General features: G+C 67.7%; 19 protein-coding genes and 2 pseudogenes. 13 read left to right on the top strand and 8 right to left on the bottom strand.

What is annotated here, in order from left to right; all coding sequences use genetic code 11:
- Positions 1–116 precede the first annotated feature (116 nt).
- On the bottom strand, positions 117–686 hold the full coding sequence (locus tag ABZ909_RS19975; RefSeq protein WP_357001580.1) for an NADPH-dependent FMN reductase: 570 nt from the start codon (positions 684–686) through the stop codon (positions 117–119).
- Positions 687–912: 226 nt separating this feature from the next.
- Here ABZ909_RS19975 and ABZ909_RS19970 point away from each other — a divergent pair, with 226 nt between their 5' ends.
- Entirely contained in the window at positions 913–2,070 is a 1,158-nt protein-coding gene (locus ABZ909_RS19970) for a lipase family protein (protein ID WP_357001578.1), read from the top strand.
- 54 nt (positions 2,071–2,124) lie between these two features.
- Here ABZ909_RS19970 and ABZ909_RS19965 read toward each other — a convergent pair.
- Positions 2,125–2,538: pseudogene (locus tag ABZ909_RS19965) on the bottom strand (putative sulfate exporter family transporter); the annotation flags it as partial.
- Here ABZ909_RS19965 and ABZ909_RS19960 point away from each other — a divergent pair.
- The 3 genes and pseudogenes from ABZ909_RS19960 to ABZ909_RS19950 all read left to right on the top strand — a co-directional run bounded on the left by ABZ909_RS19960 (position 2,443) and on the right by ABZ909_RS19950 (position 4,853).
- On the top strand, positions 2,443–2,766 hold the full coding sequence (locus tag ABZ909_RS19960) for a hypothetical protein (RefSeq protein ID WP_357001576.1): 324 nt from the start codon (positions 2,443–2,445) through the stop codon (positions 2,764–2,766). The pseudogene ABZ909_RS19965 and the gene ABZ909_RS19960 overlap by 96 nt on opposite strands.
- Positions 2,767–2,780: 14 nt before the next feature.
- Complete coding sequence (locus ABZ909_RS19955) at positions 2,781–3,122, top strand: hypothetical protein (RefSeq protein WP_357001574.1); 342 nt, start codon at positions 2,781–2,783, stop codon at positions 3,120–3,122.
- A gap of 2 nt (positions 3,123–3,124) precedes the next feature.
- Positions 3,125–4,853: pseudogene (locus ABZ909_RS19950) on the top strand (GMC family oxidoreductase).
- Between the two features lie 233 nt (positions 4,854–5,086).
- On the opposite strand, the gene ABZ909_RS19945 reads toward ABZ909_RS19950, so the two are convergent.
- Positions 5,087–6,037, bottom strand: a complete 951-nt coding sequence (locus tag ABZ909_RS19945) for an oxidoreductase (RefSeq protein ID WP_357001572.1) — start codon at positions 6,035–6,037, stop codon at positions 5,087–5,089.
- Positions 6,038–6,331: 294 nt separating this feature from the next.
- Positions 6,332–6,892, bottom strand: coding sequence for a hypothetical protein (locus ABZ909_RS19940; protein WP_357001570.1), 561 nt, complete (start codon positions 6,890–6,892; stop codon positions 6,332–6,334).
- Between the two features lie 605 nt (positions 6,893–7,497).
- Here ABZ909_RS19940 and ABZ909_RS19935 point away from each other — a divergent pair.
- Complete coding sequence (locus tag ABZ909_RS19935; protein ID WP_357001568.1) at positions 7,498–8,454, top strand: oxidoreductase; 957 nt, start codon at positions 7,498–7,500, stop codon at positions 8,452–8,454.
- A gap of 194 nt (positions 8,455–8,648) precedes the next feature.
- On the opposite strand, the gene ABZ909_RS19930 is transcribed toward ABZ909_RS19935, so the two are convergent.
- Entirely contained in the window at positions 8,649–9,542 is an 894-nt protein-coding gene (locus ABZ909_RS19930) for an oxygenase MpaB family protein (protein ID WP_357001565.1), read from the bottom strand.
- A gap of 132 nt (positions 9,543–9,674) precedes the next feature.
- Between ABZ909_RS19930 and ABZ909_RS19925 the strand changes: the two genes are divergently transcribed.
- Positions 9,675–10,298, top strand: a complete 624-nt coding sequence (locus tag ABZ909_RS19925; RefSeq protein WP_357001562.1) for a helix-turn-helix domain-containing protein — start codon at positions 9,675–9,677, stop codon at positions 10,296–10,298.
- Positions 10,299–10,444: 146 nt separating this feature from the next.
- Here ABZ909_RS19925 and ABZ909_RS19920 read toward each other — a convergent pair whose 3' ends face one another.
- Positions 10,445–12,244 (bottom strand): alkyl sulfatase dimerization domain-containing protein, encoded by a 1,800-nt coding sequence (locus tag ABZ909_RS19920; RefSeq protein ID WP_357001559.1) that lies wholly within the window; start codon positions 12,242–12,244, stop codon positions 10,445–10,447.
- Between the two features lie 420 nt (positions 12,245–12,664).
- Here ABZ909_RS19920 and ABZ909_RS19915 point away from each other — a divergent pair, with 420 nt between their 5' ends.
- The 6 genes from ABZ909_RS19915 to ABZ909_RS19890 all read left to right on the top strand — a co-directional run bounded on the left by ABZ909_RS19915 (position 12,665) and on the right by ABZ909_RS19890 (position 17,775).
- A complete protein-coding gene (locus ABZ909_RS19915) occupies positions 12,665–13,207 on the top strand; it encodes a helix-turn-helix domain-containing protein (RefSeq protein WP_357001556.1) in 543 nt (180 codons plus the stop codon).
- Between the two features lie 169 nt (positions 13,208–13,376).
- Positions 13,377–14,237 (top strand): metal-dependent hydrolase, encoded by an 861-nt coding sequence (locus ABZ909_RS19910; protein WP_357001553.1) that lies wholly within the window; start codon positions 13,377–13,379, stop codon positions 14,235–14,237.
- 30 nt (positions 14,238–14,267) lie between these two features.
- Positions 14,268–15,149 (top strand): metal-dependent hydrolase, encoded by an 882-nt coding sequence (locus ABZ909_RS19905; RefSeq protein WP_357001551.1) that lies wholly within the window; start codon positions 14,268–14,270, stop codon positions 15,147–15,149.
- 47 nt (positions 15,150–15,196) lie between these two features.
- Positions 15,197–16,090 carry an SDR family NAD(P)-dependent oxidoreductase gene (locus ABZ909_RS19900; protein WP_357001549.1) on the top strand — a complete coding sequence of 298 codons (894 nt, stop codon included), beginning with the start codon at positions 15,197–15,199 and terminating at the stop codon, positions 16,088–16,090.
- Positions 16,087–17,154: a ferredoxin--NADP reductase gene (locus ABZ909_RS19895; RefSeq protein ID WP_357001546.1), complete on the top strand. Its 1,068-nt coding sequence runs from the start codon at positions 16,087–16,089 to the stop codon at positions 17,152–17,154. The genes ABZ909_RS19900 and ABZ909_RS19895 overlap by 4 nt, the downstream gene beginning before the upstream one ends.
- A 69-nt stretch (positions 17,155–17,223) precedes the next feature.
- Entirely contained in the window at positions 17,224–17,775 is a 552-nt protein-coding gene (locus ABZ909_RS19890; protein ID WP_357001544.1) for a GtrA family protein, read from the top strand.
- Between the two features lie 111 nt (positions 17,776–17,886).
- Here ABZ909_RS19890 and ABZ909_RS19885 read toward each other — a convergent pair whose 3' ends face one another.
- A complete protein-coding gene (locus ABZ909_RS19885; protein ID WP_357001542.1) occupies positions 17,887–19,089 on the bottom strand; it encodes an amidohydrolase in 1,203 nt (400 codons plus the stop codon).
- Positions 19,086–20,321, bottom strand: coding sequence for an MFS transporter (locus ABZ909_RS19880; protein WP_357001539.1), 1,236 nt, complete (start codon positions 20,319–20,321; stop codon positions 19,086–19,088). The genes ABZ909_RS19885 and ABZ909_RS19880 overlap by 4 nt, the downstream gene beginning before the upstream one ends.
- 204 nt (positions 20,322–20,525) lie before the next feature.
- On the opposite strand from ABZ909_RS19880, the gene ABZ909_RS19875 reads away from it, so the two are divergent.
- The gene (locus tag ABZ909_RS19875; RefSeq protein ID WP_357001538.1) at positions 20,526–21,746 is read left to right on the top strand and encodes a serine hydrolase domain-containing protein; all 1,221 of its coding nucleotides are present in this window, start codon (positions 20,526–20,528) and stop codon (positions 21,744–21,746) included.
- Positions 21,747–21,792: the final 46 nt, after the last annotated feature.

Here is a 21,792-nt window from a genome sequence, read left to right as displayed (position 1 = left end):
GAGACCTCGGAGCTGTGCCACTCGACGTTTCGGGCAGTGCCCGCGGCGGAGGATCCGACATCAGCGAATGTCTAGCAACTTGCCCGGTCTGTCTGCTCTTTTCGACGTGCAATGCGTCAATTGTCGAGCTGTACCGAGGTGAGTGGCTCGGCGGGATGGGCGGCGTGTGCGGCCAGGGTGCGGGCGGCGGCATTCAGGCGAGCACGCGCATCGGCATCGGCAACCAGGCCATCCGGACCGATACCGCTCTGGCGTACGGTGATCCGGCCGCAGGCCGCCTCGACCAGCTCGGCCCCGACGTAGCCGAGCACGGTGCGCAGGGTGGCCACGGCGGCCTCGCCGCGGCCCTCGTAGGCGACGTTCACGTAGGCGACCGGCTTGTCGCTGAGATCGGCATTGCCGACCGTCCACTCCAGCAGGTTCTTCAGGCTGCCGGGGATCATGCCCGCGTACTCGGGGGTGCAGAACAGCACCGCGTCGACCTCGGCGAGCTGCCGGTGCAGGGACTCGACCACAGCTGGCTCGGGCTCGCCACCGGGGATGAAAGCGGGCAGGTCGAGTAGGCCCTGGTACCGAACGGCCTCGAAATCGAGCCCGGCGTCGGCGGCGATCGAGCGCAGCGCTGCGGTGTTCGTCGAGCCCTCGCGAGTGCTGCCCGAAATCAAGAGGATGCGGGGAATGGTCACAACTGCGCCAACAGGGCTGGGGCCGGGAGTATTTCGAGGTCGCGGAGCGGTTGTCTCTTATGCGCCGTCCCACCGAATGGGAGTTGTTGTGACAAGAGGTGTCGCCATCTCTCATAGTGGGTATGGTTTCGTTCAACCGGACTGTCCGGGACAGCTGACGCCTCCCCTCGGATCCGATTGTGCGACAACTGCATAACGCGAGTATGTGCTAGAAGGGCAGGCAACGATGACTGCGAACACCAACCGCCTCGACGAGGCGGCGGTCGGTGCCGGGCATCCCGGTGCGTTCGAACCCGGCAGGCTGTTGGCCGCCGAACCGATGACCGCACGGATGCTGCCCGGGGTTCCGCTGCCCGCTCGGGCCTGGCGCATCAAATACACCTCGACGACCGCCACCGGGGCTCCGACGCAGGTCAGCGGCACCGTGCTGGTGCCGAACACGCCGTGGCGCGGACCCGGCTCGCGACCGCTGGTCGGGTATGCGGTCGGCACGCAGGGCCTGGCGAGCACGGTCGCCGCCGCATCCTGGCAGCTGCGGTTCGGGCTGGAGTACGAATCGATCTTCCTCCGCGCCGCCCTGCGCCGCGGCTGGGCGCTCGCCATCACCGACTATCCGGGCCTCGGCAGTCCTGGCCTGCACCCGTACGTCATGGGCCGCGCCCTGGGCCCGGCTGTCCTGGACAGCATGCGTGCCGCGCGCCGGCTGCCCGAGGCGGACCTGGATCCCGATGGCCCGCTGGGCGTCTATGGCTACTCCGAGGGCGGCAATGCCGCGGGCTGGGCGCTGCAGTTGCAGCCCGACTATGCCCCCGACCTGCAGCTCGCCGGCGGCGTGGTCGGCTCGGCGCCCGCCGACATGGTCGAGATGGTGAAGTTCCTGGACGGCACGCCCTACGCCTTCCTGCTCTTCTACGGTGTGCTCGGCATCGAGGCCGCCTATCCGGAACTGAATGTGCTCCAGCACCTCAAGCCGCAGGGCCGCGCCCTGGCCGCGCTCTTCCGCCGCACCCATGTCGCCGCCGCGGCCGTGCTCGGGATCGGTGCGGGTCTGATCGTGCCCACCAGAGTTTCGACCTTCTGCCACCGGCCCCCGTTCGACGTGCCCGAGGTGAAGGCCCGGCTGCTGGAGAACCGGCTGGGCGGAATCGCACCCGCCGCACCGGTTCTGGTCGCCGGTGGCACCAGCGAGCAGGTCATCCCGTATCCGCAGGCCGTGCGCCTCGCGGAGGAGTGGGAGGCGGTGGGCGCGGACGTCACCATGCACACCATGCGGGGACGCGAACACCTCGGCGGCGCAATGGCCTTCGCCGGACCGGCCATGCGGTTCCTCTCCGAGCGTCTCACCGAGCAGGCCGAAGCTCCGGCGCTGCGCCGCGGCGCGTAATCATCGGCGAAGGGCCGGGATCGACCGATGGATCCCGGCCCTTTCTCGTGAATCTCAGCCCGCGACACCCCAATACAGGATGCGTGAGGTGACCAGCACCAGCCCGAGCGACACCACCGCGACGGTCACCAGGCCGACCACGGCGACCACCAGCGGCCGCCAGCCCGTGCGGGCCAGCTCGCGAATATTGGTATCGAGCCCGACGCCCGCGAAGGTGAGCAGGAAGGCCCATCGGGACACATTGGCCAGGTTCGTGACCTGCTGCTTGCTCAGCCAGTGGAAGGTCGCCACCGCGGACACGGCCAGGAAGCCCAGCACGAATTTCGGGAACTTGGACCACACGAACACCGCTTTCGCCCGCAGCCCGAACTCGTGATCGCTGAGCCCGATGGCGTGCCCCAGCGGCGGCAGCGCGAACAGCGCGACCGCGCCCAGTGCCAGAATGGCCGCGATGGCATAGCCGACATCGGGCCGGTGCCCACCAGCATCCGCGCGGCCGGGACGCCGCGCTCGCCCGCGAATTCGGTCATGACCGCGCCGCTGGCCGTGCCGCGCGGGAAGTTTCAGGTCCGGACCTCCGGCTCCTCGACCGTGCTCATGGACCGATTATGGCCGAAAGTATTGATTTTATGGCCGTCGCTCTTTATGGCCGGATATGCGCAGGTCGTAGCGTCGGACCCGAGCACATCGAGGTGAGGAGAGGGTGACGCATGACCACCAGTCCGTCGATCGCCATCATCGGCACCGGCTCTATCGTGCACATCATCGAGTCGCAGACCCGCTCCATTCGCCAGGCCGTCGAACTGCTGGACCGCCGACCCGGCCAGGTGCTCGAGGTCCTTCCCGAGGTCGAGGCCGCCTACGACGCGAACATCCAAGGACGACTGGATCGTTCGGTGTGGAATTTCTGCACCAGCTGGTACCGCAATGCCGCCGGGCGCATCACCGACAACTGGCCGGGCACCGTCACCGGATACCGCCGCGCGACCCGCCGCCGGAACCCCGCCGACTACCGGATCACCCCGGTCGTCAGCGCAGAATCCCAGGAGTAGCAATGCGATTCGACTACGACGTCCTCATCATCGGTTCCGGCTTCGGCGGCAGCGTGAGCGCCTTGCGACTGATCGAGAAGGGCTATCGCGTCGGCGTGCTGGAGGCGGGCCGCCGCTTCGAGGACCACGAGTTCGCGAAGACTTCGTGGCGGCTGCGGCAGTATCTGTGGGCCCCGGCCCTGGGTTGCTTCGGAATTCAGCGACCTGGCGCTACTGAAGGACACCTTCGTGATGGCGGGTGCGGGTGTCGGCGGCGGCTCGCTGGTCTACGCCAACACCCTCTACGAGCCGCCGGACAGGTTCTACGCGGACCGGCAGTGGGGTCACATCACGGACTGGAAGGACGAGCTCGCCCCGCACTACGACCAGGCCAAGCGCATGCTGGGCGTGACGGCCAATCCGGCGACCACCCCGGCGGATCGCGTGCTGCGAGACGTGGCCGAGGGCATGGGAATCGGCGACACCTACCGGCCCACCCCGGTCGGCGTCTTCTTCGGAGGACCCGGCCGCCGCCCGGGCGAGGACGCGCCGGATCCGTTCTTCGGCGGCGCGGGGCCGGACCGGCGTGCCTGCACCCACTGCGGGGAATGCATGACCGGCTGTCGGCACAACGCCAAGAACACGCTGGTCAAGAACTACCTGTACCTGGCCGAAAAAGCGGGTGCCGCAGTGCATCCGCTCACCACCGTCACCGATGTTCGACCGCTGAGCGGCGGCGGCTACGTGGTGGAAACCGTCCGTACCGGGCGCGTGGTCCGGAAGCAGCGTCGCGAATCCACGGCCGAGCACGTGATCTTCGCCGCCGCCTCGCTCGGGACCCAGCGGCTGCTGCATCGGCTGCGGGACAAGGGCTCGCTCACCGGGATCTCGGACCGCCTCGGCTATCTGTCACGCACCAACTCCGAGGAATTGCTCGGCGTGCGCAGCCGTGACGAGCACGCGGATTACACGAAGGGCGTGGCGATCACGTCCTCGATCCACCCCGACCACGACACCCATGTCGAGCCGGTCCGCTATGGCAAGGGCAGCAATGCCTTCGGCGTGATGAGCACCCTCATGGTCGACGACGAGGGCGACACCCCGCGCTGGCGGCTCTGGTTGCGAGCGGCCCGCCGTCGGCCTCTCGATGCGGTCCGGGTGCACAATTCGCGACACTGGTCCGAGCGCACCATCGGCCTGCTGGTCATGCAGTCGGTGGACAACTCCATCACCACCTATACCAGGCGTGGACTGTTCGGCCGCCGCATGACGACGAAACAGGGTGAGGGCCAACCCAATCCGACCTGGGTACCCGCCGGGCACGAGGTCGCCCGCCGGATGGCGGATGCCATCGGTGGTATCCCCATCGGCGCCAGCTCCAGCATCCTGAAGATCCCCATGACCGGACACTTCCTGGGCGGCTGCGCCATCGGCGACTCGCCCGCCACCGGCGTCGTCGACGCCTACCACCGGCTCTACGGTCACCCCGGCCTGCACGTCATCGACGGCTCCACCATCTCGGCCAATCTCGGCGTCAACCCGTCGCTCACCATCACCGCCCAGGCCGAACGCGCACTCTCGTTGTGGCCCAACAAGGGTGAGCCCGACCCCCGCCCGGAGATCGGCGCGGCCTACCGCCGTGTACCCCCGATCCCGCCCCGCAACCCCGTTGTCCCGCCCACCGCCCCGGCAGCCCTGCGGCTCCCACTGGTCGGCTTCAGCGACGGTTCGAAGACACACACGAACAACTGATCCGGCCGCCGATTCGGCGGCCGAGACTTTGACCGGCCCACCACCGGCGGGCCACGGCGAACCCGTGTACCGAGCTACGCGCGGGAACACACCACCGACGCCCCCGGTCCGATGCGAGGGAAGGCGTCCACGGGTGCGTGGGACAGAGCGCCCGATGTGAGCGGCGGACCACTGAGTCTCGACTGTCCGAGGACGCGGATGACGCCGGTGCACATCCGCCCGGCATGCTTCGGCTACTCCGCGATGTCGTCGTCGAACCGGTAGGCGACCCCGGTGAGCCGCTCGGACTCGGCCCACAGTTCGGCCGCCAGCTCCGGGTCACCCGCCTGCTCGCCGATCTTGTTCTCGACCGGGTAGCCCTTGCTGGCACCGCTGGGCCCGAAGAACTCCCCGCCGCGCACCCCCAGGTCGGTGGCCGCGCGCAGCGTCGGCAGCGCCCCCATCTCGACGGTCTGCATGAAGATTCGGAACATCCACCGGACCTGCGGTTGGGACAGGAAAGCCACTGCGGGACCGAGGTTCTGGGCGAAGTCCGATTCCGCCGCCCCCGGGTGCGCCACGACCGAGATCAGCCTCGATCCGGTGCCGTTGAGCCGCCGCTGTAATTCGAACGCGAACAACGCATTGGCCAGCTTGGACTGCGCGTAGACCGACAGCCCCTTGTACTTGCGCCGCTCGTAGAACAGATCGTCGAGCTCGAACGAGGTCCGCGCGGACAGCCCGCTGGTCACCGTCACCACTCGCCCGAGCGGCGCGGCCTGCAGCAGATCCAGCACCAGGCCGGTGAACGCGAACGGCCCCAGATGATTTGTCGCGAAGGTGCTTTCGAACCCGTCCGCGGTAACCGACCGCTCCCGGTTCAGCGTCCCCGCATTGTTTACCAGCAGATCGATCCGCTCGAACTCGTCGTGCACCCGCACCGCGGCCTTCGCCACCGACTCCTGCGACGCCAGATCCAACTCCACGAACGGCAATTCGGCATCGGGCGCACTCTCCCGAATGACTTCCGCTGCCGCCGCGGCCCTCTCGGCATTCCGGCAGGCCAGCACCACCCGGGCTCCACGCTCGGCCAGCCGCCGCGCGGTCTCCAGCCCCAGCCCCGCGCTGGCCCCGGTGACAATCGCGGTGCGCCCGTTGAGATCCGGAATGTCGTCGGCGGTCCACGGCATCGTTGAGCTACCCACGGTGCGATCCTGCCTACTCAGATCCAGTACTTTTCGCCAGGGAGCCTAGATCGAGTTGTACGCCGGTACCAGCTGCGCGTCGTGAATGTCACTGCGGGACGGGCCGTCCCGCTGGGCTGGACCGCAGCCAGGACCATGCGATCGGCCCACCGGGGCGACAGGGTGCCGAGAGCCCGCGGGCCTTCGGCGATTTCAGCGCGGCTTCGATGCGGGTCTGCTGGGAGCAGCATCACGGCCTTCGCCGGTATCGAACCATCGACCGCGGCCGACGTGGCGGCGGACAACCGGTTTGGATCAGCGCAGGTTGGTGATCAGGTCGGCCGCGATCGCCTTGACTGCGGCCTCTGACGCATCTGGGCTGGTCCAGTCGTTGAACGCGACTTCGACGACGGCGTTTCCGGCTCGCATGATCAGCCGGCTGTCGGCGCGGCCGGGGAAACCCACGGAAGCACCACTGATCACGAAGGCTTCCTGAACTTGTGGCCCAAGGTCGGATGGGTTGATATCGGCCGACTTCGGTTTGGTGAGTTGTGGACCGTAGCGGTCCAGGAACGAACTCTTGGCGTTGGCATAGCTTTTCGCCGCAGCCGAGGTGATACGCAGATCCACCTGAATACTGGCGGGGTGAGTCGGAGCATCGACTGTCCAGCTGGGCGATCGGGTGAATTCGCCGTGTGCCATCGGGACCGTCGGGGTGCGTTTGCACGCCGCGCCGGGAGTGTACGTGGTGAGTACTGCCGGCGAGATCAGAGCGCATTCGTCGGTCGGGCTCTGATAGGTCGGTCCCGTGGCAGTCGGATCGGAATCCTTGCCGTGCAAAGCAATTGCCGTGCCACCGCCGATCGCGGCTGCCACGACTACGGCTCCGGCGATCAAGGCCCATTTCTGTCGAGGTCGTCGCGGCTTGCCATCGGTGACGGCATTCGATGACGGCACCGAGTTGCTGTTGAGTGACCCGGGAACAGTTCGTGTCGGCCTCGGCGCGGGAGTCGCCCTATCCATGAATCTCACTCCGATCTCAAGCGTTGCCGGCTTGAGACCCTACCGCAGCGGCTCCGAGGTCGTTGTGTCCGGTCGCGGATCGTCCTCGGCCGAATGGTTGTGGAGGCCAACCCAATTCGAATGTGCGTACCTGCGGGGGCGTTGCCGGCGGTGGTCTCCGCCGGATCAGTGATCGGTGCATGCCTGATTGCCGATGATGTCCAGCGGGGAACACGGGCCTCGACACGGCCGGACTGGATGTCCGAGCGCCGAGTGTTCGCCGCCGCACGGCGCAAGTGCGGTATGTGTTGTCTGGGCGCGTTACCGGAGCGGTGTTCGATTCGGTGGGGCAAACGTGGTTCGTCCCGGTCGTGGTCGAGACCGGGCGGCTTCAACGCCAGCATGGACCGACCCGCGCCCGCGCCTCCCCCCGACGCGATTGGTCTGCGAAGGGCCCAGACGCCCTGCACTATTGCAGGATGGGCGGAACAACACCGTGGACGACTGCCGATATCCCGGACCTACGTGGGCGGACGGCGGTGGTCACCGGCGCGAGCGCGGGACTCGGCCTCGAAACGGCCCGGCGGCTCGCCGAACGCGGTGCCGAGGTGATACTGGCCTGCCGAAGCACCGAACGCGCCGCCGCCGCGGCGGCGGCGATACGACAGGCGGTGCCGGGGGCCCAGTTGCCGATCTTGCGCCTGGATCTGGCATCCCAGCGGTCGGTACGCGAGGCGGCCGATCGGCTGCACGCGCGATACGAACACCTCGATCTGCTGATCAACAACGCCGGGACGCTCGCGCGGACGCGGTCGAGGACCGACGATGGTTTCGAAACTGTCTTCGCCACAAATCATCTCGGACCGTTCGCCTTCACCGGGCTGATCCTGAGCCTGCTCATGGCCGCGCCGAACGGACGGGTGGTGACCGTCAGCAGCGGGACCTCGGGATACCGCACTACCAAGCTCGATCTCGACGATCTGCACTACGAGCGGCGTGCATATCGAGCCTTCCGGGTCTACGGGCAGTCGAAACTGGCGAACCTGTTGTTCGCGTTCGAACTGCAGCGGCGCCTCAACGACATCGACACCCGCCTGGTCGCGGTCGCCGCTTACCCGGGAGTCGCTCATACCGACTTCAGCCGCAATCTGAGTCCGGCCCTACGACGGGTGCTGACGGCGCCGCTACTGGACAAGCTCCTACGGCCGATCGTTCAGAGCGCGGAAATGGGTGCGCTACCGACACTGCGGGCGGCCACCGACCCCGCGGTGCGCGGGGGTGAGTACTTCGGTCCGGCCAGACGCGTGACGGGGTATCCGGTGCTGTGCGAGGCGGGGGAGCAGGCCCACGATCTGACACTGGCCGCAGAGCTGTGGGCGGCATCCGAACGGCTCACCGGGGTCGTGTTCGACTTCGGCCCGACCGCTAGAAATTGACAAATCGGGCGTAGCGCGAACGGTCGCGCAGCCAGAACGGCTGCCCACGACGCCGTCCACGCTGGCCGGGACAACAAAAACGGTCGCCCACGGCGGCCTGGAGATCCTCGTCGAATGGTTGCGCGATGAGCTCGATATCGACCGTGACCAGCTCATCGACTTCCTGGTGGTCATGTTCCTGACCGCGTCCGAGATCACGACCACCGTGCAGCGCGAGCTGGCCTCCAGCTGAGTCCCTTTTCGGCGGCGCGGATCTTGCGGTAGACGCGCCGGTCGTAGCGCAGCGGACGCGGGACCAGCGGCCAGGTCGTCCGGACCGCGCCGGCGAAGACCCGGAAATCGAACTGGTCCAGGCGATTCCATTCGATACCCAGAATCTCCCGGCCGCGCTCGGGCATCAGGGCGGCCAGCAGCCAGACATTGAATTCCATGAACGGCCGCCGGATTACCGTCCATGCCCACTCCGGAACCCCGGGCACGGGCGGAATCGGGGTGGCGGCCGCCCGCAGTGCGAAGTCGGTGGTCTCGTTGGCCTCCAGCTCTTCGGCGAGCATGTGCGACCAATACGCCCGGAACTCTTCGTAAGTCCCGAACACCGGCTGCATGGACAGGCCGTAGCGCTCCCACCAGGTGACGCTCTCGGCCCACAGCTGCCGCTTCTGGGCGTCGGTCAGGGGCGTGCCGAAGTGTTCGTTCATGGTCATGACGGTCTCGACGAATGTGACGTGCGTCCACCAGAAGATGTCGGGATTCAGGGCGTGATACCGCTGTCCGTGGTGGTCGATGCCCTTGATGTCGCGGTGGTAGTCGCGCACGCGCACGGCCGACGCGGATTCGGGCGGGTCGTAGACCGAGTCCTCGATTCGTGGCACCGAGCGCAGCAGCCGATCCCACGGATCGTCGAAGAAGTTCGAATGCTGTTGCAGCGCCGCGGAAACGGCGGGGTGCATGTTCTGCAGGGTGCCGGAGCGCCCGAAGAACAGTTTGAGGCGATGGTCGCCGAAGTACTCCCACAGCAGTGAGCCGGGGCCCAGGGGTGCGCCCTTCGGCAGGGTTGTCGGCTGGTCGATCTCTGCTGCACTGCTCATGGCACGGCCTCCACGTCATTGGGAACTCCTATCGAAGAGTGCAACATATAGTCTCTCTTTGTCGCAAGACCATGCGACAAATTTTGTTGCGCTGTCGCACATCCATTAGACTCCGGTCAGGAGGTGCGCCCGGTGGAATCACCCTTGTCACTACAGGCCCTGCTCACGGCTGTAGAACCCGACGACGCCGTGGACACGCGCATCAAAGAGGCTGCCCTGGAACAGTTCTCGCTGGTCGGCATCCGGCGAACCAGTGCCGACGACATCGCCAAGCGGGCCGGGGTGAACCGGGCCACGCTCTACCGGCGGATGGGCGGCCGCGAGGAGATCACCCGGGCCGCGCTCTCCCATGAGGTGCGCCGGACCCTGGCGGAGATCGAGCGCGGCATCGGGGATATCGCCGATCCGCTGGAACGGCACACGCGCGGGTTCATCGTCACCGTCACCACGCTGCGCGACCATCCGCTGCTGCGGCGGCTGTTCGCCGTGGACCGGGACGAGGTGCTCGGCTGGCTCACCCTCGAAGCCGGTGAAATCCTGCGCATCGCAACGGCGTTCGTGACCGCGCAGGTGAACGCGGGTCGGGCCCAGCTCGGGCTGACCGGGGGCGAGCAGACGGAGTTCTACGCGACCACCGTCGTGCGGCTGATCCACTCGCTGGTGCTGACACCGGACGCGCCGCCGCTACTGGACTCCGAGGAGCGGCTGCGCGACTACGCGGTCCGCTACCTTCAGCCGTTGATGACCGCCCCCTGACCGTCGGTCACACCGGGGCCGATCGCGTCCGCACCGGCGAGTTCATGCTCTTGCTCCCTCATCCTCGATGGGTGAATTCGGCGGCGGCCGAGTTGGATCCGGACCGCCTCGGTGGGTGCCGATGCGGTCCGGCGGTCTCCCGAGCGTCAGGGAACGACGACCGTGAAATTGGGATCGGCCTTGTCCAGCAGGCGGGTGAGCCGCTTCCACACCCCGGCGTCGCCCTTGGTCCGCAGGCCGTCGAACGAACCGGTTGCCATCAGCTGCAGCAGGCCGAGCTTGGTGAGGGTGATGTCGAGATCGGCATCCCGTTTGCGGGTGGCCGGATGGTGGATGAGCGCGCCATGGCTCAGCTCCATCCGGTAGTCCTCGTCGCTGTCGGTGAAATGCCAAGCGATGCTGAACTTCTCGTCCCACGCCTTGGACCCGACGATGTTCAGCGACAGGGTGTCGAACAGCTGGGTGATGCTCATGGCGAGGGCTACCGCCTGGCTGGCGGCGATCGCCGTGGGGGTGACACCCCGGCGGAGTTCCTGTGCGCCGGTGAGAAAACAGTTGCGCCACGTCGCGTTCTCGGAGCCGAGGCCGAGCTGCTCGAACACCGCCGCCAGGGTCTCCTTGGCCTCGGCGTGGGACGGGTCGGCGAAGACCGCGTGGCTGCCGAGTTCGGCCGCGAAGCGCAGATCACCCTGGTCCACGAACTCCTTCACCCTGGCGACGGTCGCGTCCACGCCACCGAGCAACTGCACGTAGCGGGTGGCCTGCTCCTGCGGCGGGTGCGGCCACAGGTGCGCCGGATTGGCGTCGTACCAGCCGAGATAGCGCTGGTAGACGGCCTTCACGTCATGGCTGATGGAGCCGTAGTACCCGCGGTTGTTCCACTGTGCGGCCAGCTCCGGGGCCAGCGGGAAGTCTTCGGCGATCTCGATTCCGATCTCGCCCCGGTTCATTCGCCGCACGGTCTGGTCGTGCAGGTAGGCGTAGGTGTCGCGCTGCTGGATCAGGAACTCGACAATGTCGTCCCGGCCCCAGGTCGGCCAGTGGTGCGAGGCGAACACGACATCGGTGCGGTCGATGAACATCTCGATCGCCTCGGCGATGTACCGCGACCACATGCGGGCATCGCGAACCTGCGCCCCACGCAGCGTGAGGATGTTGTGCAAGGTGTGGCAGGCGTTCTCGGCCATGCACAGCGCATTGCGGTCGGGCAGCAGGAAGTTCATCTCGGCCGGCGCCTCGGTGCCGGGCGTCATCTGGAAGATGATCCGCACCCCGTCGACCACTTCCTCCTGGCCGGTGGCGGTGATGTCGAGTGTCGGTGCGAGCAGCCCGAATTCACCCGCCGAGGCGACCGGGCCCAGTCCCATGCCGACCAGTCCCTTCGGGTCGCGCGCCAGATTCGCGCCGGAGTAGTACATGCCGCGGCGCAGCATGGCCGAACCGGCGTACACGTTCTCCGAGATGGCGTGTTCCATGAAGTGCTCGGGTGCGATGATCGGCACGGTGGTGTCCGGATCGACCACCCCCAGGACGCCGCCGAAGTGATCGGCGTGCGGGTGGGTGTAGATCACCGCGGTGACCGCGCGGTCGCCGCGGTTCGCGCGGTACAGTGCCAGCGCAGCGGCCGCGGTCTCCGCGCTGACCAGCGGGTCGACCACGATGACGCCATTGTCCGACTCGATCAGTGTCATGTTCGAAATATCCAGGCCGCGAACCTGATACACGCCCTCGCACACCTCGTAGAGGCCGTGCATCGCGGTGAGCTGGGACTGCCGCCAGAGACTCGGGGGGACGGTGGCCGCGCCATCGGCCTGCAGGAAGTCGAAAGAGTCCGCGTCGTAGGCCACGCCGCCGTTCTTCCCCGAAATCACGGCGGGAGAGAGGCGGGCGATGAAGCCGCGCTCGGCATTGTCGAAATCGGTGCGATCCGCAGGTTCTAGTGTCATGTGTCACCTCACTGTTGGGCTTTCCGGCTCTCGATCCAGTTGGTTCCAAGGTCGACGGCCTTGGTGACCGGCCCGAATATTGGCGGTTGTAGTCGAGCTTGCGCCCGAGCCGCGCACCCTCTTCTCCACGCGTCGTCTCCTCGCCGACCGTTTGCCACCGCAATCCCCGAGCCAGTACGCGTATTTCTCGAGCGCGTACGCGGACACCGTCCACGCCACGTCTTCCGCCAGCCTCACACAGAAAAGGTGAACTTCCAGCAATTTGAGATAGGTCTGTTGTAGATCGGTATCCGAGGCGATTTGGTGTATTTGCGGAGATTCAGCTATCCAGTGGGCACCCCGTGGTGTCCGCATTGACCCTGGACGAATCCGGACTCACATCTCAGGATGAGACCTGATCTTCATCGATGAGGAGTGGGCATGGTGACCGAGCAGCGCGTGGACTGGCTGGCGGGTGGCGTGCGGCGGTCGGTCGCCGCGGACCGGATCGTCGGGGTCGCGTCGGAGCTGTTCCAGGCGCGCGGGTTCGACCATGTGGGGATGGACGAGGTGGCGAGCGCGGTCGGATGCTCGCGAGCCACGCTGTATCGGCACTTTCCCGGCAAGGCCGCGCTGTTCGACGCGGTGATGGCCAAATCGGCGATCGCGGTGGCGGAGCGGGTGGCCGTGGCGGTGCGGCGGTACGAGGGCTCGCGCCGGATCGCGGAGGCGATCTTGGCGTCGGTGGCGGCGGTGCGCTCGGATCCGGTGCTGGCCAACGGATTCGCGGGCACCCGGGCGGGCGGCAGTGGCGGCGCCTTCACGAGCTCGCCGGAGCTGGGGCGGGTCGCCACCCTGCTCACCGGGATCGCGCCGGATGACGAAGCGGCGCAATGGATTGTGCGCATGGTGCTGTCGCTGCTGACCTGGCCCCTGGCCGATGTCGCCAGCGAGCGGCGGATGGTGGAGCGCTTCATTCGCTGAGCCATTCCTCTCGCCCGGGCGGTCGTGACTCGGGTGGGAGGCCATGCGGCAGGTTGTAATTCGATCCGTTACGGCACCTGCCTTGTGCACTGTCTGGGACAATCCTACACTGGGCATTACATCGAGCACGCAGTACTAGGTACTTCGTGTTGCATCAAGGATGGTCCAGATGGCGAATGCCCTTCCGGCGCAGGCCTATCCCAAGGCCCGCCGCATCAGGTTCCGATTCGATCAGCGCACTTCCAGCGACAAGTACTTCGTCGAAAACGACCTGGTCTACAGCCATTTCGTGGCCGGCATGTCCGGCGGCTTCCCAGCGGGGGAGGAGTCCTTCATTCGTTCGGTGCGCCGGGTGGCCGACCGGGTCACCGATCCGATGCTCAAGAAGCGGGTGACCGGTTTCGTAGGGCAGGAGGCCATGCATGGCCAGGAGCATCGCAAACTCAATGAAAAGCTGGTCGAGCTGGGCTATCCCATCGCCTGGCTGGACTCCGAGCGGGCCCGGGAGCGCATGCTCTGGATCGAGGAGCGGGTCCCGCCCGAGGTACACCTGGCCATGACCGCGGCGGCCGAACACTACACCGCCGTGCTGGCGCAGCGGGTGCTGTCCAGCGACGAGATCCAGGCCATTCCCGGTGATCCGGAAGTGTGGAATCTGCTGAATTGGCATGCGCTGGAAGAACTCGAACACAAGTCGGTGGCCTTCGACGTGTTCCGCGCGGTCGGCGGTACCGAGCGCACCCGCATCGGGGTCATGCTCGCCATGTACTCGCTGACGCTGCCGCTGACCTACCTGAGCCTGGCGCTGGCCGTCGGGCGCGACCCGGCCGCGCGGCGGCAGCCGATCCGCGTGGCGCGCGAGGCATATCGGCTGTTCACCGGCCCCATCTTCCACGGGCTCATGCCGGAGCTCGGCAAGTACCTGCGGCCCGGCTTCCACCCCGACGACATCGACACCGCGGCACTGCTGTCCCGGTGGCAGCAGGAGCTTTTCGGGCCGGACGGTCAGCTCGTCGAGCACGTGAAGTAGTCACAACCCATGGCGAGAAAGGACCGGCCAATGGCGATCGGTCGGCAGGACAGCACGTCCCTCATGCCCTATCCGAAGGTGCGGCGCATGCGATTCCGGTTCGGCGAGCCCGAACCGATGGCGCATCAGTTCGTCCAGGGCGACATTCCCCTCACCCACCTGATTGCGGTGCTCTCGGCGGCCTTTCCGCCGGGCGAGGAATCCTTCATCCGCTCGGTGCGCAGATACTCCGGTGAGATCACCGATCCCGTGCTCAAGAAGCGGGTTGCCGGATTCATCGGCCAGGAGGCGGTGCACGGGCAGCAGCATCGGCGATTGAACGAGCAGCTCATCGAGAACGGCTTCCCCATCGTCCGCCTGTTCACCTTCGCGCCCGGCGCGCTACGGGAGAAGGGCGTGGTCGCGATCGAGAACGCGGTGCCGCGGCAGGTGCATCTGGCGGTGACCGCCGCCGCCGAGCATTACACGGCGACGCTCGCCAAGCGGGTACTGGGCACCCAGGAGATCCAGGATATTCCGGGCGATCCGGAGGTCTGGAATCTGTTGAACTGGCACGCTTTCGAGGAACTCGAGCACAAGTCGGTGGCCTTCGACGTGTTCCGGAGCGCCGGCGGGACCGAGATGGTGCGCATCGGTGTGATGGCGGGGATGTATGTCTTCACCATTCCGGTGGTCTCGCTCGGTGTGCTCGCCTCGATCCTCAGTGATCCACGCAGCTGGCGGCCCCTGCAGGTGGTGCGGCAGTCGATTCGGCTGTACCGCGGGCCGATTGTGCAGGGGCTGCTGAAGGAGATGCGGCCCTACCTGCGGCCGGGGTTCCATCCCGACGACATCGACACCAACGCGCTGCTCGAACGATGGCGGCGGGAGCTGTTCGGCACGGACGGCGAACTGCTCGACCGCATCGGCTGAGGGGTTGGCGACGTGAGAGCCAGTGACAGGGTGCGCCGGGAGGTCTCGTGAAACTCAACAGTGTCGATCCGAAGCTGGTGGTTGTCACCGGTGCGGGCAGCGGGATCGGGCGGGCCACGGCCCGGCGGTTCGCGCGCATGGGATCCCGGGTGATCGTGTCGGACATCGACAAGGACGCGGCGCTGTCGACGGTGGCCGTCATCCAGTCGCAGGGTCAGCGGGCGGTCGCCATGCAGCTCGACGTCACCGACCCGCACGCGTGGGCTGCCTTCGCCCGGGACGTGCACGCCGATCACGGGGTGCCGGATGTGCTGGTCAACAATGCCGGAATCCTGGTCAGCGGGGCGTTTCTGGATCTCGAGCCCGAGGATTGGGAGCATCAGCTGAGCGTGAATCTGCTCGGCGTGGTGTTCGGCTGCCGGGCCTTCGGGCGACTCATGATCGATGAGGGCAAGCGCGGGCACATCGTGAACATCGCCTCGGCGGCTGCGTTCACGCCTACTCCGGTGATGTCGGCGTACTCGGTGTCCAAGGCCGGGGTGAAGATGCTCACCGAGTGCCTGCGGCTGGAGCTCGGGCCCAAAGGCGTTGGGGTGAGCGCGATCTGTCCCGGCGTGATCAATACGAATATCGCCCGGCACGCGATCGCCGTGGGCGTCGATCCGCGGCTGCTGGAGCGCGGGCAGCAGCTCACCGCGCAGATTCAGGAACTGGCCGAGCGGCTGCCCTTCTCGCCGCTGAGCCCGGATCTGGTGGCGCGGGCCGTGGTGCGCGCCGTCCGCTACGACCTGGCGGTGGTTCCGGTACGCGCCGAGGCGTGGCTGGGCTACTTCATGCTGCGCATCGCGCCGGGCGTCAATCGCCGGATGACGCAACCGCTTTCGATGGAGCGTATCCAGTCCCTGGGGGAGCTGGCGTTCGGCCGGGGAGGACCCCGTTGAACGCACGCGCCCACCAGCTGAAGGTGCGCGAAGTCATCAGCGAGACCGCCGACGCGGTCTCGCTGATCTTCGATATCCCCACCGACCTGACCCGCCGCTTCGCCTACGCGCCGGGCCAATACCTCACCCTGCGCGTTCCCAGCGAGCGCACCGGCTCGGTCGCCCGCTGCTACTCCCTGTCCAGCAGCCCGCACTGCGACGACCGGCCCACCGTGACGGTCAAGCGCACGCCGGGCGGTTACGGCTCGAACTGGCTGTGCGACAACGTCTCCGCGGGCGACATCCTCACCGTCCTCGAACCGGCGGGCAATTTCGTGCCGCGCGCGTGGGACCGGGATCTACTGCTCTGCGCGGCGGGCAGCGGCATCACACCCGTCATGTCCATCCTCAAATCGGCGCTCGCCATCGGTCGCGGCAATATCGCACTGTTCTACGCCAACCGGGACCGGGAATCGATCATCTTCGCGAATCAGCTGCAGCAGCTGGCCCGCGGTTACCCGCGCCGCCTGACGGTGACCCACTGGCTCGAATCCGAGCGGGGGCTGCCGTCCGCGCGTGTCTTCGCGTTGTGGGCACGTCCCTACCGGCGTCATGACGTCTACGTTTGCGGCCCCGCGGGTTTCGCGTCCTCGGTGGAGCAGGGCCTCGGTCAGCTCCGCATTCCCGGCCGGGCCATCCGCAAGGAGAACTACCGCTCGCTCACCGGCAACCCGTTCGAACGCCACACCCCGGTGGCATCCGAACCCACGCAGGCCGTGGCGACCGCCCGGGGCACGGCTGCCGCGGATGTCGCGACCGTCCGGGTCGACATCGACGGCGAAACCCACACCCTGCCGTGGCCGAGATCCGAGAAACTCCTGGATGTCCTGCTGAGCCACGGCATCGACGCCCCCTATGTGTGCCGCGAATCGGCCTGCGCCACCTGCGTCTGCAGCGTCAAGCAGGGCCGCACCCGCATGCTCATGAACGAATCCCTGATCGAAGCGGAACTGGCGCAGGGCCTGACCCTCGCCTGCCAGACCCTGCCCGAATCGGACGACCTCCACATCGCCTTCGACCAGTGAGCGCCCGACGCAAGCCGCGCGTCAGGTCGACGTCAGGTCGATGTCAGTCGCGCCAGCGACGGTGATCACGTGAACAGCACCGCCGATCTCGGACTGCGCTACCTGCGCGGCGATCACGTCTTCGCCCAGCTGATCCGCTTCGCCCTGGTCGGCGGCGCCAGCAATATCACCTACCTCCTACTGTTCCTGACCTTGAACAGCGCCGGCCCCCTGATCGCCAATATCGCCGGCTCGATCCTCAGCACCGTGATCGCCAACGAACTCCACCGTCACCTCACCTTCCGCGCCGCCGGCCGCGTCACCTGGTTCACCGCGCAATGGGAAGGCGGCGGACTGGCCGTCATCGGCCTCCTGATCAGCACGGCCGCCCTGGCCGCCCTCGACTCCTACGCGCCCGGCCTCAGCCCCCTGACCCGCGCGGCCGCCGTCATCGCCCTCACCGCAGCCATCGGCGGCCTCCGCTTCCTGGCCCTGCGCGGCTTCGTCTTCGGATCGCCGTCCGCCGCATCCACCGCGGAGCGCGGAGAGAATCGTTCCACGGAATCCGAAGACGGCCTTCGGTATTCGCGACCCGGCGGCGATGCCCGGTCGGCCTTTCCACTGGCACCGATATTGGCGTAACTCCCAACCCCTCGGCAGCCCACTATCGCGTATCGATCGTCCCGAAAAGGACAGGGCCGACGCTGAACTCGGGTCGGCCCGGTCGCGGTATGCGTTGCTATCGGTCGGCTTTCAGGCGCGGGTGAGTTCGGCTCGGGCGGCGGTGAGCATGGTGGTGATGGCGGCGGGGAGGGCTTGGGCGGGGTCGGGGGCGAATCGGGGGGAGTGGTTGGAGGGGAAGCGGGGTGGGAGGGCGCCTTCGGTGAGCATGTAGGCCTGGTCCTCCTCGGTGAAGCGGGCGGGGTTCATGCCGCCGATGTGCCAGAAGACGGAGGGGGCGTGGGCCGCGGTGCCGAAGGCGCCGAAATCCTCGCTGCCGGTGATGGGGTTGTCCATGGGCATGACGGGGAGGCCGGCGGCGGTGAGGGTGGCCAGGACCCGTTCGGTGTCATCGGGGGTGTTCTCGGTGACCGGGAAGTGGTCGTAGAACTCGACTTTCGGTTCCTGGGGTGCGCCGGCGGCGGCCGCCTCGGCCTCGGCCATGCGCTGGATGCCCTCGACCATGTGGTTGCGCGAACTGTCGGTGAAGGTACGCAGGCTGAGCAGGACCTCGGAAGTGTCCGCGATGATGTTGGGCCGGGTGCCCGCGTGCAGGGCGCCTGCGGTGAGGACCGGGCTGGCGGCGGTGGCGGTCTGGCGGGCAGTGAGCGATTGCAGCCGCACCACCAGGGAGGCCGCCATGAGCAGCGGATCGATGGCGGTGTGCGGCTGGGAGGCGTGGCCGCCCTTGCCCAGGAAGGTGATCCGGACCGAGTCGGAGGCGGCCATCAGCGTGCCTGGCCGGCTCAGGATGATGCCCGCGGGCAGCGGGCTCACATGCTGGCCGAGCACGATGCGCGGATGCGGAAAGCGTTCCAGCAGACCGTCATTGATCATGCCCTGTGCGCCCGCCCCGGTCTCCTCGGCGGGCTGGAACAGCGCGACCACCGTGCCGGGCAATGGATTCGCCGACAGTTCCGCGCAGGTGCCGAGCAGCGCCGTGACGTGTACGTCGTGGCCACAGGCGTGCATGACGCCGGGGATCGTGGAGGCGTAGTCGAGCCCGGTCTCCTCCTGCACCGGCAGCGCATCCATATCCGCGCGCAGCCACACCACCGGCCCGGGACCACTCTGGAGCACGCCGACAACGCCGGTGCCACCGACGTTTTCGGTCACCTCCCAGCCGGGCAGGGCGCGCAGCTCATCGGCCACCAGGCGAGCAGTGGCGTGCTCCTGGCCCGACAGCTCCGGGTGAGCGTGCAGATGGCGGTAGACCTGCTGCCAGTGCTCGGTCATGTGAGACTCTCCTTCGTCGGGACGGTCGCCGAGGCGCGGCGGGCCACCGTCGCCCGGAACGCGTCGGCGGTTTGCGGGACCACGGCCGCTGCCAGCAGCGCCAGCAGCGGTCCGAGGGCCATGGCTTCGAAAGCCGTTGTGTACGAGACATGATCGGTGATGACACCGAAGGCGAGCGGGCTCGTCACCCCCGCCAGCTGCCCGCCGAAGATGATCACCCCGGTGGCCGCGCCGATGTAGGCGCTCGGCAGCGACCGCAGCGGCACCGAGAACGCGGGCATGTAGGCCATCCCGGCGACCAGACTCATCATCGTGCCCAGCAGCACGAACAGCGGGAAGGAATCGGCTCGCGGCAGGGCGAAGAGCATGGCGGCGGTGAAGGCCATGGCCGGCACCACGATCACCCGAGGCCGCCCGCCGATCCGATCGGAGAGCCGGGCGCCCAGCACGACGCCGGCCGCCGCGGCCAGCGTGGTCGGCACCGCGGCGATGGCGATGCCGCCCATGGAGATTCCGCGCTGGTGCAGGAAGGTCGGCGTCCACGCGGTGACACCCCACACCAGCACGTCGTAGCCGAAGAAGACGACCGCGAAGCCGATCAGCGCGGGCGAGAGCAGCACGGCGCGGCGTTCGGCCTTCGTGCCGGCGTTCGCGACCGGAATCTCGTCCTGCACCAGCGGTTCCGGCATCCACCACCGCCACGCCAGGATGACCGCCACCCCGAGCACCGAGATGACCCCGAACATCACCCGCCACCCGACCGTGGGCAGCATGACCCCCGCGATCACCGCGGCCAGCAGCAGGCCGGCCGCGTTCGAGGAGTTCGTCCAGCCCGCCGCGGTCGTCCGCTGCTCGGGCAGACTGCGTTCCGCCAGCGCCTTGATGGCGGCCGCCGGGAAAACACCCTGCACCGAACCGAACAGGAACCGGATGGCCAGCAGGACCGCGAAAGACCAGGCGACCGCGGTCAATCCGGTGAAGATCGACCAGGCCGTCAGGCCCACGATGCCGACCTTCAGGGCCCCGTACCGATCCGCCAGCAAACCTCCAGGAACCTGGATGAGCGCGTACGCGATGAAGAACACCGACACCAGCAGACCCTGTTGCGTGTGGTCGAGACCCAGGTCGTCGCCGATCGAGGGCAGCGCGAAATTGATCACGGTCCGATCGATGTAATCGACCACCCACGCCGCGAACAGCAGCATGATGGTTATCCGGGTGGTGCGTGGCATCCAGGCCCCTTCAAAAGCGGGAGTAGTGGCTGGGTGCCACGTTCGTGCCGATGCCGAGCATACGGCGCAATTGCTGAGAGCCGCCATGTGAGGAGGTGACGCCCTGATCGCGGTTGGTGAACGCTCTGCAATTGGCTGGCAGGGGTTCGAGCGCGAGTCACGGCCCGCACCCCTGGCCTGCGGCGTGTCGTAGTCTCGCGTCCGATGAGCGACATGACTATTCACGGGTATGCGGCCGACGGGTACGGGCGCGTTGCGGACGCGTTCCGGCGCAACTTCCAGCACGGGGAGATCGGCGCGGCCGTGGCGGTGTTCGATGGCGCCACACCCGTGGTGGACCTCTGGGGCGGCTGGCGGGATGCGGTCCGGCGGCTGCCGTGGGAGCAGGACACCATCGCCCCGGTGTTCTCGTCGACGAAAGGTATTGCGGCGCTGTCGCTTGCCATGCTGGTATCGCGCGGGCAGCTGGACTACGACGAGCCGGTGGCGCGGTACTGGCCCGAATTCGCTGCGCGAGGCAAGGCCGAGGTCACCGTCCGGCAGCTGATCGATCATCAGGTGGGCCTCCACATTCTGCGCGATACCCGGATGACCCTGGCGGACCTGTTCGATCTGGATCGCGTTGCCGGCGTGCTGGCGGCACAGCGGCCGGGGTGGACGCCGGGTACGCGGCAGGGTTATCACCCGGTCAGCATCGGGCTGTACATCAATGAGCTGGTGCGTCGCGCCGATCCGGCCGGGCGCAGCATCCGGCGGTTCATCGCCGAGGAGATCTCCGGTCCGCTGGGCGTCGATTTCACGATCGGGCTGGATGCGGATCTCGGGGGTCAGCGAATCGCCCGGCTGGTCCGCACCTCCGGGCTGGACCTGCGGCACGAGCGGAATCTGCCCTGGAATCAGGCGGTTCCGGCGCTGCTGCGCCGGGGTCCGCTCTTCCGGGCGCTGACGGTTCCGGACCTGGGCATGCCCGAGGACTTCGTACGACCCGAGATCATGTCGGTGGAGCTGCCGGGCAGCAATGGTGTCGGCTCGGCGCGCGGCCTGGCGCGGATCTATGCGACCGGGCTGACCGGTGAGTTGTCGATCGCGGACGATGTGCGCGCCCGCATCGCCGATCCGGGGCCGGTGCCCGCACCCGATGCCGTGCTCAAGACCACGACCCGATTCCACCTCGGTTTCCGAAAGTCCTGCCCGGCCTTCCCGTTTGGGTCGTCCGGCCACCGCGCCTTCGGCACGCCCGGTATGGGCGGTTCGCTCGGGTTCGCCGATCCGGAAACCGGGCTCTCCTTCGCCTACGTTCCCAACCGCCTCGGGCTCACTCTCAACGGCGACCGGCGCTGCCTCCGGCTGGCCCGCGCGGCCTTCGGAAGGCCGACACGCCGATCGGGTGCTCGCACTGAACCCCGGCCGGCCGCCGATCGTTGACTGGATAGACCGGTCCCACGCCGGTAGCCATCCAGATGCGGTCCGG

This window comes from Nocardia sp. NPDC046763, assembly GCF_040645495.1.
Lineage (GTDB): Bacteria > Actinomycetota > Actinomycetes > Mycobacteriales > Mycobacteriaceae > Nocardia.
The sequence above is the reverse complement of the archived record's forward strand: the minus strand, read 5'-3'. Positions and strand labels throughout refer to the sequence as shown.